Source organism: Xanthomonas sp. NCPPB 3570 (genome assembly GCF_056725115.1).
This window is the reverse complement of sequence record NZ_CM161513.1, coordinates 3,199,366-3,212,376: the sequence shown is the minus strand read 5'-3', so window position 1 is coordinate 3,212,376 and position 13,011 is coordinate 3,199,366. Positions and strand designations below refer to the sequence as shown.

Genomic DNA, 13,011 nt, shown 5'->3' with positions numbered 1-13,011 from the left:
ATGGCGTCGCGCGATGGGGACTGTCCTGCGTCACCGCAGGACCGCTGCGCCCTGCCTGCCGCGCCGCGCTCCATGTTTGCCGCGTCCTGCCCGATCGCACCCGCGGTGGTGCTGGCCGCCGATGCATGCCGCGCGTACTGCCGGGCCGAAGCCGACAGACGTGGCCGTGGCGCATTGGCGCGCACAGATCTGCGTCGTTGCGGTCGCCGCAGGCGTGCATGCTCGTCGCGCGACATGCGCGGGAGCGTGCGCGGGGCCTAATGCGGTGGCGACGCTGCCGCTTCCATATGGTCGAGATACTGCAGTTCGTGCAGGGCGACGGCATTGCCGGGTTCCAGCTCCAGCGATTGCTGCAGGGCCGCGCGGGCGCCGGCCTTGTCCGGCGTGTCGATCAACAGCGAGCCGATGCCGCGCAGCGCGATCGCGCGGCCCGCGCGCGCCCGCGGCGAGACGTCGGCCAGCGCCAGCGCCTGCCGATAGCTGGCGAGCGCTTCGTCCGTGCGCCCGAGATTGCGCAGCGCATAGCCGCGTTCGGTATAGGCGGAGAACAGATACGGCCCGAGCGCGATCGCCTGGTCAAGCCATACCAGCGCCTCCGACCACTGGCGTTGTGCGGCGGCTGCAAAGCCACGCATCTGCAGCGCGTTGGCGCAACTGAGGTCGATCCATTCGGTCGGCAGGCCATCGTCATGGGCGGCCATGTAGGCCTCGTACTCGTGCACGTCGGCGACGCTGACCACGCGCAGGCCGGGCCGCTGCCAGGTGCCGCAATGGGCGATGATCCGGTCCAGCAGGGCGATGTCCGCCGCATCCATGCTGTCCAGGCGTGTCTGCAGCGTGGCGATGTCCTTGCGGTACTCCACGCCTGGGCGTGCGGTTGCCGCCTTGCCTTGCAGGTAGGTGGTGACCGGCTCGGTCAGCGCCTGTGCCGCTGCGCCGTGGCTGGCGCAGGCCAACAGCGCGCACACTGTGGCGCGCAGCATCCCCTTGTGTCGCATGCATCCCCCTGCATCGAACGGTGGTGGAAAGTCGCTGTCAGGTAAGCATCCCGGTTACACCAAGGCAAGCGCAGCGCATGGCCGCCTCACTCAGTTGTCGGCGGTGGTCGGCGTGGCGGCGTCGCTGCGCTTCTGCGCGAACAGCCACTGCCACATCTTCGGGTCGCGGTAGGTGGCATCCCAGGCGTTGTGGTTGCCCTGCGGATATTCGGTGTAGCGCACGTCGGCGTCGAGGTTCTTGAAGGCACGCACGATCTTGCGGTCGTCGTGCGGCAGCACCACGTCGTCCTGGGCGCCGTGGAAGATCCACACCGGCACGTGCCGCAGGCGCTGCGCCAGCGCGCTGTAGGGATCGGCCAGATAGGCCACCGGCGTCACCACCAGGTACTCGCGGTCCTCGTGCGGAGACAGGATCGCGCCGCAGATCGGCACCAGCGCGGCGAAGCGCTGCGGCTGCTTCAGGGCGATCTCCCACGTGCCGTAGCCGCCCATCGACATGCCGGTCAGATAGGTGCGTTGCGGGTCGCCGTTGAACTCGGCGCTGCTGTCGTCCAGTGCCTGCAGCGCCATGGTCGCGTTGGCACCGTTCCATTCCTCGCCGTCGGGCGCCTGCGGCATCACCACCAGGGCCGGGAAATCGGCCAGATGGCGGCGCAGGTAGGGCCCCAGGCCGGCCGTGGTCTGGTCGCGGCCGTCGTCGCCGCGCTCGCCGGAGCCGTGCAGGAACAGCACGACCGGTACCGGGCCCTGGCGATGCGCCGGCGCCGGCACGAACACCTGGTAGCGGTAGATGCGTCCGTCGAGGGTGAGCTGGCGGCTGACGAAGTGGCCGGTGGCCGGGTCGCTGGGCAAACTGCTGCAGCCGACCATCGACAGGCACAGCAGAAGCAGCAACGAACGCATCGACATGGCTGGCCCTCGGGTGGTGAGCCCGCAGTATCGTGGCCTTGGCGTCTTTCCGACAACCCGGACAGCGGCGGCGGACATGCGCCAGTCAGCCGGCGGCCAAGGCGCGTGCCGGCGCGGCGTGCGCGTCGTGCCGGGGTGGCTGCAGCGACGCGTGCAGTCGCCGCGCACGCGCACGTTCTACAGCAGGACCAGGGTGGCCAGGCCGAGGAAGCTGAGGAAGCCCATCACGTCGGTCAGCGTGGTCAGGATCACCCCGCCGGCCAGGGCCGGGTCAAAGCCCAGGCGCTTGAGCGTCAGCGGCACCAGCACGCCGCCCAGCGCGGCGGTGAGCAGGTTGATGGTCAGCGCCGAGCCGATCACCAGCGACAGCAGCGGCTGCTTGAACCACAGCAGCACGATCAGGCCCAGGCCGATACCCAGCGCCAGGCCGTTGATCAGCGCCACCGACAGCTCCTTGCGCAGCAGCACGATCACGTTGGAGGCGCCGATCTGGCCCAGGGCCAGGCCGCGCACCATCAGCGCCAGCACCTGGGTGCCGGCGTTGCCGCCCATGCCGGCCACGATCGGCATCAACGCGGCCAGCGCCACCAGCTTGGCGATGGTGCCCTCGAACTGGCCGACCACGCTGGAGGCGATGAAGGCGGTGCCGAGGTTGATGGTCAGCCACAGCAGGCGCCGCCGGAACGCGCGCCGCACCGGGCTGAACAGGTCCTCGTCCTCGTCCAGGCCGGCGGCGCTCATCGCCTGGTGCTCGGCCTGGTCGCGGATGATGTCGACCACGTCGTCGATGGTGATGCGGCCGAGCAGGATGTTGTTGTCGTCCACCACCGGCGCGGAGATCCAGTCGTGGTCGGAGAACTGCCGCGCGACCTCGTCGGCGCCCTCGCCGACGTCGATGGCCGGCTGCTCGTCGTCGATCAGCCGGTTGATCGGGGTGGAATCCTCGTGGGTCACCAGCGCCGCCAGCGACACCCGCCCCAGGTACTGGTGGCGGCGGCTGACCACGAACAGGTGGTCGGTGTGGTCCGGCAGTTCGCCGCGCAGGCGTAGGTAGCGCAGCACCACGTCGACATTGACGTCGGCGCGCACGGTGACCACGTCCGGGTTCATCAGGCGCCCGGCGCTGTCCTCGGGATACGACAGCACCTGCTCGAGCCGCTCGCGGTTCTCGCGGTCCATCGACTTGAGCACTTCGTCGATGACCGTGTCCGGCAGGTCCTCGACCAGGTTGGCGAGGTCGTCGATGTCCAGATCTTCGACCGCGGCGACGATTTCGTCCGGGTCCATGTCCGCGAGCAGGCTCTCGCGCACTTCCTCGCCGACGTGGACCAGCACCTCGCCGTCGTCCTCCGGATCGACCAGCCCCCACACCACCTCGCGCTTGCCCGGCGGCAGCGACTCCAGCAGGTTGCCGATCTCGGCCGGCGCCAGCGTATTGACCAGGCGCCGCACCGGGCCCAGGCGCCCGCTGTCCAGCGCATCGGACAGCATGCGCAGCTGCCGCGCGGTCTTGTCGTGGCGGACGGCGTCGGCCATGCGCTGCTCCCTTCGGGTGAGGCCGCGCTCCGGAGAAACGCGGTCGGTCAGATGTTCATCCCAACATTATCGCCTGCATGTTGCGGGAAGCACAGTGGATGGCGGGGATTGGGGAGTCGGGATTGGGGATTCGCGGGTTTCCGCATGCGGACGTCTGCGCATGTAGGAGCGGCTTCAGCCGCGACGGCATTCCCGGGAACGCCCGTCGCGGCTGAAGCCGCTCCTACAGAAGATCGATGGGTTTCTTGACGAGAGAGAGCGCTGTGCTCGCAGAGACCAAGCGGCGCGCCTTTCAGAAAATCGCTTGCGCGATCAGAGGAAGGACATCCTGCCCAATCCCCAATCCCCAATCCCCAATCCCGGCTCTCAAGCCAGCCAACGCTCGATGCCCTTGCGGTCGCGGGCCTGCAGCAGTTTGGTGCCGCGCTGGCGCAGGGCCTGCAGGTCGGTGTCGCGGATCACCTGGCGCACTTCCAGCATCGTCGCCGGGTGCAGGCTGAATTCGCGCAGCCCCAGCGCCAGCAGCATCGGCGTCAGCGCCGGATCGCCGGCGATCTCGCCGCACACCGCCACCGGCTTGTCGTGGGCCTGGCCGGTGGCGATCACCTGCGCGATCAGGCGCAGCACCGCCGGATGCAGCGGCGAATACAGCTCGGCCACCGCCTCGTTGTTGCGGTCGGCGGCAAGCAGGTACTGCACCAGGTCGTTGGTGCCGATCGACAGGAAGTCGATGACGTCGATGAAGGTGTCCAGCGCGAGCGCCGCCGCCGGTACCTCGATCATCGCGCCGAGTTGCACCTGCTCGGCGATGGCGTGGCCGTCGCGGCGCAACTGCGCGGCGATGCGCTTGAGATGGCGGCGCATCGCCAGCAGTTCCTCGCGCGCGCTGACCATCGGCACCAGCACCCGCACCGGCCCGTAGGCGGAGGCGCGCAGCAGCGCACGCAACTGCGTGTCCGAGACCTTGGGCCGGGCCAGCGACAGGCGCACGCCGCGCAGCCCCAGTGCCGGGTTTTCTTCATTGCTCATGGTCAGGCCGGTGCGATCGGCCTTGTCCGCGCCCAGGTCCAGGGTGCGGATGGTGACCGGCCGCCCGCTCATGCCCAGCACCGCGTCGCGATAGGTGTGGAACTGTTCCTCCTCGTCGGGCAGGGCGTCGCGTTGCAGGAACAGGAATTCGGTGCGGTACAGGCCCAGGCCGTCGGCGCCCAGCGCATGCGCGCGGGTGACGTCGTCGCGCGACTCGGCGTTGGCCAGCAAGGTGATGTCCACGCCGTCGCGGGTGCGGCTGGGCTTGGAGCGCAGCTTGCTCAGGCCGCGCTGCAGCCTGGCCTGCTCGCGCACGCGGCTGCGGTAGTCGCGCAGGTCGTCCGGGGTCGGGTCGACCAGCACCGCGCCCTGGGTGCCGTCGACGATCAGCACGTCGCCGTCGTTGATCTTCTGCAGCGCGTCGGCGACGCCGACCACCAGCGGCAGGTGCAGGCTGCGCGCCAGGATCGCGCTGTGCGACAGCGTGCTGCCGGCGCTGGTGACGATGCCAACCACGCCCTGCGCCTGCAGTTGCGCCAGTTCCGACGGCGCCACGTTCTCGCACACCAGGATCTCGCCAGCCAGGCCTTCGCTGTCCGGCTGGCGCTTCTGCAGGAACGCATGGATCCGCCCGATCACATGGTCCAGATCGTCCATGCGGCTCTTGAGGTAGGCGTCTTCCATGTCGTCGAACACGGTCGCCAGGCGGTCGCGTTGCAGACGCAGCGCGTAGTCGGCGCTGTAGCGGCCGGTGCGGATCAGTTCGTCCAGGCCGTGCAGCAGTTCCGGGTCGTCGAGCAGCAGCGCGTGCAGGTCGAGGAATTCGCCGACCTCCTTGGCCAGGGCGCCGTGCAGGCGCTGGCGCAGGCCGTGCATTTCCTCGCGCGCGGCGTCCACCGCGCGGTGCAGGCGATCGAGTTCTTCGGGGATCTGCGCGGCGCCGATGCGTTGCTCGGCCACCTCCAGCGCATGCGGCAGGCGCACCCGCGCCCGGCCCAGGGCATTGCCGCGCGAGGCGCCATGGCCGGCGATGCGCACGCTCATCGCGCGTGCCCCGTGCGGCGGCACCGCGTCCCTGCCTGCGGCCGCCGGCGGCGCATGCTCAGCTGTCCTCGTCGAAGCGCCGCTCGAACAGGTCGACCACGGCCTTGAGCGCCTCGGCTTCGTCGGCCCCGTCCACCCGCACCGTCACCGGCGTGCCTTGCGCGGCGGCCAGCAGCATCACGCCCATGATGCTCTTGGCGTTGACCTCGCGGCCCTTGGCCGCCAGCGTGGCATTGCAGCGGAACGAGGACAGCGTCTGCACCAGCTTGGCAGTGGCGCGGGCATGCAGGCCGAGGCGGTTGGAGACCAGCAGTTCGCGTTCAAGCATCGTCGATCACCACGCCGTTGCGCGAGCCGGCCGCGGCGGTCGCGGGCAACTGCTCCAGTCCTTGTTCGGGGTAGTTCATGATCCGCAGCAGCATCGGCAGGCTCAGCGCCGAGACGCGCCGCACCGGCGTGCCCAGGCGCGCCAGCCGTGCGGCGAGGTTGCTCGGGCTGGCCCCGTACAGATCCGTCACCACCAGCACGCCATCGCCATCGTCCACCCGCCGCAACGCCGCAGACGCCTGCGGCAGCAGCGCGTCGAGGTCGGCATCGAACGGCACGTCGAACGCTTCGGTTTTCAGCGGCAATTGCCGCAACAGCCGGGTCGCCACGCTCAGCAGCGCGGCGCCGATCCCAGGGTGGGTGATGAGGAGAATGCCACAGGCCATGGGAGAACGTTAACAGGTCAGGCAGGGCGCAGGGAATGCCTGTGGGGAGCTGGGATCGGGGATTCGGGGTTGGGGATTCGCAAGCGCCAGAGCAATGCCGCTTTTGCCAATCCCGAATCCCCAATCCCGAATCCCGGCGTTTCGATCAATCCTGCTCGCGATGGAAGGTCGCCACTTCCGGCCAGCCCTGTTCGCGGGCGTGGCGGGCCAGGCGTTCGGCCAGGTACACCGAGCGGTGCTTGCCGCCGGTGCAGCCGAAGGCGATGGTCACGTAGCTGCGGGTGTCGTTGCGCAGCCGCGGCAGCCAGGTGTCGAGGAAGTCGATCAGCTGCGCGGTGTAGCGCTGCACGTCCGGTTGCGCGTCCAGGTACTCGCGCACGCCGCTGTCGCGGCCGGTCATCGGGCGTAGCTCCGGATCCCAGTGCGGATTCGGCAGCACCCGCGCATCGAACACGAAATCCGCCTCGGCCGGCACCCCGCGCTTGTAGGCGAAGGACTCGAACAGCAGCGACAAGGTGTTCTCGGCGGACAGCGCGAACTCGGTGGTGACCCGCCGGCGCAACTGGTGCACGTTGAGCGTGCTGGTGTCGATTACCGCGTCGGCCGCCTCGCGCAGCGGCTCGGTGAGGGCGCGCTCGCGCTCGATCGCCTCCGGCAGCGACAGACCCTGATGCGACAGCGGATGACGCCGGCGGGTGTCGGCGTAGCGCTTGATCAGCGCCTCGTCGTTGGCGTCGAAGAACAGCAGCCGCGCATCCAGGCCGAACTGCGCCACCGCCTCGCGCCAGCGCGAGAGCTGGGTGAGGTCGCTGTGGCGGCTGCGCACGTCGATGCCCACCGCCAGCTTGCTGGGGCCGGCGTCCTCGCGCACCAGGCTCTTGACGAAGGCCGGCAGCAGTTCCACCGGCAGGTTGTCGACGCAGTAGTAGTCCAGGTCCTCGAAGGTCTTCAGCGCCACCGACTTGCCGGAGCCGGACAGGCCGCTGACGATGACCAGGGTGGAGGTGTTGGCACCGGCGGTCATGGATTGCGCCGCTCCAGCAGGTTGCTGTGGCGGGCGATGAACATCGCCGCCGGATCGATGCCCTTGGTGCGCAGGATGTGCAGGCGCGTGGCGGCCTCGGTCAGCACCGCCAGGTTGCGTCCGGGCATCACCGGCAGGGTGATCAGCGGTACGTCCAGGTCCAGCACGTGGCGTGTGCCGGAATCGCCGGTGAGGCGCTCGTAGCCGTGGGGCGTGGGCTCGGTCATGGGCCGGGTCAGATGCACGATGAGCCGAAGGTACTTGTTCTTCTTTACAGCCGTGTCGCCGAACATCTCGCGCACGTTGAGCACGCCCAGCCCACGCACTTCCAGCAGGTCCTGCAGCAGTTCCGGGCAGGTGCCGTCGAGCACGTCGGGGGCGATCTGGGTGAATTCCGGGGCGTCGTCGGCGACCAGGCGGTGGCCGCGGCTGAGCAGTTCCAGCGCCAGTTCGCTCTTGCCCGAGCCGGCTTCGCCGGTGATCAGCACGCCGATCGAGTAGATCTCCATGAACACGCCATGCAGGATCACCCGCGGCGCCAGCGTGCGGGCCAGGTGGTAGGAGAGGTGATTGAGCAGCTCGTGGCCGCGCTTGGGCGAGACCCACAGTGGTGTATCGGATTCGTCGGCGGCCGCGCGCAGGTCCTCCGGGCACGACTGGTTCTTGGTGACCACCAGTGCCAGCGGCCGCACCTGCACGATCTTCTCGATGGTCTCCCAGCGCTGGCGCGCGTCCAGCGAGTCCAGCCAGGCCAGTTCCTCGGTGCCGAGGATCTGCACCTTGTTGGGGTAGATGGTGTTGAGGTAGCCGGCCAGCGACGGACGCCGCGAGACCGCATTGCCGGCCTCCAGCACCCGGTGTTCGCCCTTGTGCCCGGCAATCCAGCGCAGGCCGAGGCGGTCGCGCTGCTGGTCGAACAGCTCGCGTGCGTCGATGCTGGTGTTCATGCGGCGGCCCGTGGCGCGCCGCCGAGCAGCGCATACAGTGCGGCGGCGTCCGGCGCGTTGCGCAGGGCGTCGCGGAATTCGGCGATGGAGAACTGCTCGGCCAGTTCGGACAGCAGCATCAGGTGTTGGTGGGTGTAATGCGCCGGCACGGCCATGGCGAAGATCAGGTCGACCAGGGTGCCCTGGCCGTCGAAATCGATCGGCTGTTGCAGGCGCAGCAGGGCGCCGCGTGGGGCGTCCAGGTCCGGCGCGCGGCCGTGCGGGATGGCGATCCCATGGCCGATGGCGGTACTGCCGAGCTGCTCGCGCTCGCGCAGGCTGGCGAAGAGTTCATCGGCGCCGGCCTGCTGGCAGGCCAGCAGACCGGCGGCGGTGTGCAGCAGGGTGTCGCGATCGGCGGCCGCAAGCACCTGGGTGCTGACGGCCGCCATCAGATCGGTCAAGGGCATGGCGGCGCAACGTGGGGAGGATCACGCGAGATTGTCGCGCACCTCGGCCGCATGGTGGTCGTGCTTCTTTTCCTTGTGCTTGATGATCAGCCGGTCCAGCTTGTCGGCGAGCAGGTCGATCGCCGCGTACATGGTCTGCGCGCTGGCGTCGGCGTGCAGGGTGCGGCCGGGGACATTGACGGTGGCCTCGACATGGTGGTCGGGCTTGCGCAGCGCCAGTTGGGCGCGGACCTCGATGGTTTCCTCGTAGTGTCGCTTCAGCCGTTGCAGCTTGGTCTCCACATACTCGCGCAGGGCGGGGGTGACTTCGATCTGCTGGCCGTAGGTCTCGATACGCATCGGATACTCCTTGGTTCGGGTTTCACACCTATGAACCATCGCCGCCGCCGCTAGCCGATCCGGACGCGTTCGTGGGAGGCGGAAATGTTCATGGCCTCACGATACTTCGCCACGGTGCGGCGCGCTACAGGCACGCCGGCACTTTTCAGCAGGTCGGCCAGCTTGGCGTCAGAAAGCGGCTTGCGCGGATTTTCCGCCTCGATCAGCCGCCGGATCATCGCCTGGATCGCCGTGCTGGACGCCTCGCCGCCGCTGTCGGTGTCGATGCCCGAGGCGAAGAAGGCGCGCAGCGGGATGGTGCCGCGCGGGGTGCGCACGTACTTGCGGGCGATGGCGCGCGAGATGGTGCTTTCGTGCAGGCCCAGCTCGCCGGCGATCTCGCGCAGGGTCAGCGGCCGCAGCGCCTGTTCGCCGAACTCCAGGAAGCCGGCCTGCTGCTTGAGCAGGCACCGGGTCACCTTGAGCAGGGTCTCGCCGCGTGCCTCCAGGCTCTTCAACAGCCAGCGCGCTTCCTGCAGCTGGCCGCGCAGGTAGCCGGCGTCGCTTTCGCCGCACTGGCGGATCAGCCGCTCGTAGCCGCGGTGGATGGTGACCTTGGGCTGGGCGTGCGCCGACAGCGCCGCATGCCACACCCCGCGCTGGCGCCAGACCACGCAGTCCGGCACCACGTAGGTGTCGCTGCCCAGTTCGCCGATCTGCTTGCCCGGGCGCGGATCCAGCGAGCGCAGCAGCGCGACCGCGGTGTCGACCTCCGCCGCCGGACGCTTGAGTTCGTGGGCCAGCCCGGCCACGCCGCTGCGCGGCAACCGCTCCAGCGGACCGTTGGCGATGATGCGGGCCAAGGCCAGGCCCGGCGTGTCCTCGGGCAGGGTGTCCAACTGCAGGGTCAGGCACTCGCCCAGGCTGCGCGCGGCGATGCCGGCCGGGTCGAAGCGCTGGATCTGGTGCAGCACGGTGAGGATCTCGTCCTCCTCGGCGGCAATGTCCGGACGCAGGGTCTCGGCGATCGCGGCCAGCGGCTCGCGCAGGTAACCGTCGTCGTCGAGCGCGTCGATCAGCGCCGCGCCGATGCTGCGGTCGCGCGCCGACAGCGGCGACAGGTGCAGCTGCCACAGCAGGTGGTCGATCAGGGTGTCCGGCTCGGCCACGCGCTCTGCGGCGCTGCCGAGGTCGTCGTCGTCGAACGAACCGCCGCTGCCGCCGGCCCAGGCCGGCTCGGCGTCGGCCCAGTCGGCGCCGTCGCTGGCCGGCGCGGATTCGCCGCGGTCGCCATCGCCGTCGCTGCGCGTCTCGGACGTTGCGTGGTCGTGGTCGTGGCCTTGATCGGCGGCGTCGCCGCGTTCGAACGCGGGTGCGGCGTCCTCGGACCATTCCAGCAGCGGATTGCTCTCCACCGCCTCGGCGATCTCCACTTCCAGCTCGGCGCTGGACATCTGCAACAGCTTGATCGCCTGCCGCAACTGCGGCGTCATGACCAGGTGTTGTCCCAGCGATGTCTGCAGCCGTGCTTTCATGCCTGTACCGAGCGCGGAAGGAGCGTAGCCGGCGCGTGCGCGGTCAGAGCCTGAAGGTTTCCCCGAGGTAGACGCGGCGCACGTCGCTGTTGGCCAGCAGCGCTTCCGGCGCCCCCTGCGCCAACACGCTGCCCTCGTTGAGGATATACGCCCGGTCGCAGATTCCCAAGGTTTCGCGCACGTTGTGGTCGGTGATCAACACGCCGATGCCGCGCTGCTTGAGGTGGGTGACGATGCGCTGGATTTCGCCGACCGAGATCGGGTCGACGCCGGCGAAGGGCTCGTCGAGCAGCATCAGCCGCGGCTTGGCCGCCAGCGCGCGGGCGATCTCGCAGCGACGGCGCTCGCCGCCGGAGAGGCTGGCGCCGAGCTGGTCGGCGACGTGGCTGATCTGCAGTTCGTCCAGCAGCGCCACCAGTTCGCGTTCCTGTCCGGCGGCATCCAGATCCTCGCGCAGTTCCAGCACCAGGCGGATGTTGTCGGCGACGCTGAGCTTGCGGAACACCGAGGGTTCCTGCGGCAGGTAGCCGACGCCGAGCTTGGCGCGCTTGTACATCGGTAACGCGGTGATGTCGTTGCCGTCGAGCACGATGCGCCCGGCATCGGCGTCGACCAAGCCGACGATCATGTAGAAGCAGGTGGTCTTGCCGGCACCGTTGGGGCCGAGCAGGCCGACCACTTCGCCGGCCTCCAGGGTCAGCGCGAAGTCGCGCACCACTTCGCGCTGCTTGTAGCGCTTGCGCAGGCCTTCGGCGAGCAGCATCACTGGCCTCCTTGCTTGGCCGGCTTGGCGGGTGCCGCGGCCGGCTTGGCGGCGGGCTTGGCGCCGTTGGCAGGCGTGGCGCCCGGAGCAGCGCCGGCGTTCTTCGGCTGGATCACCGTGTGCACGCGCGTGCCGTCGCCGCCGCCCTGCATGTCGCCGGTCTTGGTGTTGTAGACCATGCGCTGGCCGGCATTGGTGCCCTTGGGCGAGGTCATGCGGTAGTTGCCGGTGAGGATCACCGTGTCGGTGGGCACCTTGTAGTCGATGTTGTCGGCGACCGCGTCCATCGGCGAGCCATCGTCCAGTTCCTGCTTCAGGGTGGCCTGCTTGCCGGTCAGCACGACGCGATCGATGTCGCCGTTCTTGCGGAACAGGTCGGCGGTATCGGCATGGATCTCCAGCGTGCCCTGGATGATGACGACATTGCCGAAGAAACGGACCTTGCCGTCGTCGGCCATCATGTTGCCGTCCTGCGCATCGGACTTGATGTCCATCGGCTGGTTGCGGTCGGTCGACTTGGCCAGCGCCAGGGACGGCAGCAGCAGGGCGAGCAGGGCGAGCTTAGCGGGCAGCATTCGGTTCATAACGGGACTTGACCTGTGAAAGGAGCTTGTACTGCCGGGATTTCAGATCGACCTGGAAGCCGACGCCGGTCTGCATCATACCGGGCCGGGTCATCGTGACCGGGTCGGCGGTGCGCGCGCTGTTGGTCTGCGGGAAGACGTCCAGGCTCTGGGTACGGAAAGTAGTGGGCGGGATGCTGGGCACCTTGGGGCTGTCGCCGGCGACGTCGCCGCGCAGGCGCAGTTCGTCGCCGTCGGCGCTGACCCAGCCGGTCTTGCTGCGCATTTCCCAGTGCTGGCCGTTGGCGTCGGGCAGCAGGAACAGCGGGGTCACGATCGACATCGTCTGGTCGGCGCGGCTGCGTTCCATCTGCGGCGCGCGCAGGGTCATCGCTTCCTTGCCCTGCTTGTCCAGGCTGACGATCTCGAAGTCGCGGGCGATGTAGTCCACGCTGGCTTCGTCTGAAGGATTGCGGGTCGGCTTGCTGCGTTGGTTCCAGGCCGACCAGCCGCTGATCAGCGCCCCGACCAGCAGCAGGCCGCCGAGGGTGGTGCGCCAGTTCATGCGCCGTGCTCCTGCAGCAGTGAGGGGACATGGCCCTGTGCGGCCAGCAGCACGTCGCACAGTTCGCGCGCGGCGCCTTCGCCGCCGCGGGCGCGGGTGGTCCAGTGCACGTGTTCGGCCGTCCAGGGATGCGCGTTGGCCGGGGCGACCGCCAGGCCGACCACGCGCAGCGGCGCCAGGTCGGGCAGGTCGTCGCCCATGAAGCAGACCTGCTCCAGGCCGATGCCGCGCTCGTCGCACAGCGCCTGCACGCCGGCGCGCTTGTCCTTGACCCCGATCTGCACCAGCAGGCCCAGTTCCTGGCCGCGCTTCTCCGCGGCCAGGCTCGGCCGCGCAGTGATCAGCGCCACGTCGATGCCGTGCCGGCGCAACTGCACCAGGCCCTGGCCGTCGAGCACGTTGAAGGCCTTGCTCTCGTTGCCGTCGCGGTCGTAGTACAGGCGGCCGTCGGTCAGCGTGCCGTCGACGTCGAAGCACGCCAGGCGGATCCGGGCGGCGCGGTCGATCAGGTCGGCGGGAAGGTCGGCCAGTGGGGAATAGGGCATGTTCGGGATATCGGGGCGGGGAGGCCGGCTTTCCAGCGGCCAGGGCCAGCGGCGTGGGGCGCCCCTGGCAGTG

The 13,011-nt window shown here is 69.3% G+C and carries 15 protein-coding genes; all 15 read right to left on the bottom strand.

The genetic code is table 11. The annotated features are described in order from the left end of the window. Positions 1-257: 257 nt before the first annotated feature. The 15 genes from AC1PLR_RS14045 to AC1PLR_RS13975 all read right to left on the bottom strand — a co-directional run bounded on the left by AC1PLR_RS14045 (position 258) and on the right by AC1PLR_RS13975 (position 12,938). Complete coding sequence (locus AC1PLR_RS14045; RefSeq protein WP_481101377.1) at positions 258-998, bottom strand: tetratricopeptide repeat protein; 741 nt, start codon at positions 996-998, stop codon at positions 258-260. Between the two features lie 90 nt (positions 999-1,088). Further along, positions 1,089-1,907, bottom strand: a complete 819-nt coding sequence (locus AC1PLR_RS14040; protein ID WP_209229518.1) for a carboxylesterase family protein — start codon at positions 1,905-1,907, stop codon at positions 1,089-1,091. Between the two features lie 177 nt (positions 1,908-2,084). Continuing rightward, positions 2,085-3,443, bottom strand: a complete 1,359-nt coding sequence (gene mgtE, locus AC1PLR_RS14035) for a magnesium transporter (RefSeq protein WP_010344112.1) — start codon at positions 3,441-3,443, stop codon at positions 2,085-2,087. Between the two features lie 366 nt (positions 3,444-3,809). Next, positions 3,810-5,516 (bottom strand): phosphoenolpyruvate--protein phosphotransferase, encoded by a 1,707-nt coding sequence (ptsP, locus tag AC1PLR_RS14030; protein WP_481101376.1) that lies wholly within the window; start codon positions 5,514-5,516, stop codon positions 3,810-3,812. Positions 5,517-5,574: 58 nt separating this feature from the next. Further along, positions 5,575-5,844 carry an HPr family phosphocarrier protein gene (locus AC1PLR_RS14025; protein ID WP_010344110.1) on the bottom strand — a complete coding sequence of 90 codons (270 nt, stop codon included), beginning with the start codon at positions 5,842-5,844 and terminating at the stop codon, positions 5,575-5,577. Beyond that, on the bottom strand, positions 5,837-6,229 hold the full coding sequence (locus AC1PLR_RS14020) for a PTS sugar transporter subunit IIA (protein ID WP_010344109.1): 393 nt from the start codon (positions 6,227-6,229) through the stop codon (positions 5,837-5,839). Before AC1PLR_RS14020 ends, AC1PLR_RS14025 begins: the two co-directional genes overlap by 8 nt. A 145-nt stretch (positions 6,230-6,374) precedes the next feature. Further along, positions 6,375-7,253 (bottom strand): RNase adapter RapZ, encoded by an 879-nt coding sequence (gene rapZ, locus AC1PLR_RS14015; RefSeq protein ID WP_010344108.1) that lies wholly within the window; start codon positions 7,251-7,253, stop codon positions 6,375-6,377. Next, a complete protein-coding gene (hprK, locus tag AC1PLR_RS14010) occupies positions 7,250-8,200 on the bottom strand; it encodes an HPr(Ser) kinase/phosphatase (protein WP_019795906.1) in 951 nt (316 codons plus the stop codon). Before hprK ends, rapZ begins: the two co-directional genes overlap by 4 nt. Continuing rightward, positions 8,197-8,649, bottom strand: a complete 453-nt coding sequence (locus AC1PLR_RS14005) for a PTS sugar transporter subunit IIA (protein WP_481100317.1) — start codon at positions 8,647-8,649, stop codon at positions 8,197-8,199. The genes hprK and AC1PLR_RS14005 overlap by 4 nt, the downstream gene beginning before the upstream one ends. Before the next feature lie 21 nt (positions 8,650-8,670). Continuing rightward, positions 8,671-8,988: a ribosome hibernation-promoting factor, HPF/YfiA family gene (gene hpf, locus AC1PLR_RS14000; protein WP_010344105.1), complete on the bottom strand. Its 318-nt coding sequence runs from the start codon at positions 8,986-8,988 to the stop codon at positions 8,671-8,673. A 50-nt stretch (positions 8,989-9,038) separates the two neighbouring features. Further along, positions 9,039-10,502, bottom strand: a complete 1,464-nt coding sequence (locus tag AC1PLR_RS13995) for an RNA polymerase factor sigma-54 (RefSeq protein ID WP_481101375.1) — start codon at positions 10,500-10,502, stop codon at positions 9,039-9,041. A gap of 43 nt (positions 10,503-10,545) precedes the next feature. Next, entirely contained in the window at positions 10,546-11,265 is a 720-nt protein-coding gene (gene lptB / locus AC1PLR_RS13990; RefSeq protein WP_019799410.1) for an LPS export ABC transporter ATP-binding protein, read from the bottom strand. Then, positions 11,265-11,849, bottom strand: coding sequence for a lipopolysaccharide transport periplasmic protein LptA (lptA, locus tag AC1PLR_RS13985; RefSeq protein ID WP_481101374.1), 585 nt, complete (start codon positions 11,847-11,849; stop codon positions 11,265-11,267). Before lptA ends, lptB begins: the two co-directional genes overlap by 1 nt. Beyond that, positions 11,827-12,393, bottom strand: a complete 567-nt coding sequence (lptC, locus tag AC1PLR_RS13980; RefSeq protein ID WP_481101373.1) for an LPS export ABC transporter periplasmic protein LptC — start codon at positions 12,391-12,393, stop codon at positions 11,827-11,829. The genes lptA and lptC overlap by 23 nt, the downstream gene beginning before the upstream one ends. Beyond that, on the bottom strand, positions 12,390-12,938 hold the full coding sequence (locus AC1PLR_RS13975) for a KdsC family phosphatase (RefSeq protein ID WP_017910666.1): 549 nt from the start codon (positions 12,936-12,938) through the stop codon (positions 12,390-12,392). The genes lptC and AC1PLR_RS13975 overlap by 4 nt, the downstream gene beginning before the upstream one ends. Positions 12,939-13,011: the final 73 nt, after the last annotated feature.

What these genes read in the sequence shown, in the direction of transcription:
- AC1PLR_RS14045 (WP_481101377.1), bottom strand. Translation starts at nt 998, where the DNA reads ATGCGACACAAGGGGATGCTGCGCGCCACAGTGTGCGCGCTGTTGGCC.
- AC1PLR_RS14040 (WP_209229518.1), bottom strand. Translation starts at nt 1,907, where the DNA reads ATGTCGATGCGTTCGTTGCTGCTTCTGCTGTGCCTGTCGATGGTCGGC.
- mgtE (WP_010344112.1), bottom strand. Translation starts at nt 3,443, where the DNA reads ATGGCCGACGCCGTCCGCCACGACAAGACCGCGCGGCAGCTGCGCATG.
- ptsP (WP_481101376.1), bottom strand. Translation starts at nt 5,516, where the DNA reads ATGAGCGTGCGCATCGCCGGCCATGGCGCCTCGCGCGGCAATGCCCTG.
- AC1PLR_RS14025 (WP_010344110.1), bottom strand. Translation starts at nt 5,844, where the DNA reads ATGCTTGAACGCGAACTGCTGGTCTCCAACCGCCTCGGCCTGCATGCC.
- AC1PLR_RS14020 (WP_010344109.1), bottom strand. Translation starts at nt 6,229, where the DNA reads ATGGCCTGTGGCATTCTCCTCATCACCCACCCTGGGATCGGCGCCGCG.
- rapZ (WP_010344108.1), bottom strand. Translation starts at nt 7,253, where the DNA reads ATGACCGCCGGTGCCAACACCTCCACCCTGGTCATCGTCAGCGGCCTG.
- hprK (WP_019795906.1), bottom strand. Translation starts at nt 8,200, where the DNA reads ATGAACACCAGCATCGACGCACGCGAGCTGTTCGACCAGCAGCGCGAC.
- AC1PLR_RS14005 (WP_481100317.1), bottom strand. Translation starts at nt 8,649, where the DNA reads ATGCCCTTGACCGATCTGATGGCGGCCGTCAGCACCCAGGTGCTTGCG.
- hpf (WP_010344105.1), bottom strand. Translation starts at nt 8,988, where the DNA reads ATGCGTATCGAGACCTACGGCCAGCAGATCGAAGTCACCCCCGCCCTG.
- AC1PLR_RS13995 (WP_481101375.1), bottom strand. Translation starts at nt 10,502, where the DNA reads ATGAAAGCACGGCTGCAGACATCGCTGGGACAACACCTGGTCATGACG.
- lptB (WP_019799410.1), bottom strand. Translation starts at nt 11,265, where the DNA reads ATGCTGCTCGCCGAAGGCCTGCGCAAGCGCTACAAGCAGCGCGAAGTG.
- lptA (WP_481101374.1), bottom strand. Translation starts at nt 11,849, where the DNA reads ATGAACCGAATGCTGCCCGCTAAGCTCGCCCTGCTCGCCCTGCTGCTG.
- lptC (WP_481101373.1), bottom strand. Translation starts at nt 12,393, where the DNA reads ATGAACTGGCGCACCACCCTCGGCGGCCTGCTGCTGGTCGGGGCGCTG.
- AC1PLR_RS13975 (WP_017910666.1), bottom strand. Translation starts at nt 12,938, where the DNA reads ATGCCCTATTCCCCACTGGCCGACCTTCCCGCCGACCTGATCGACCGC.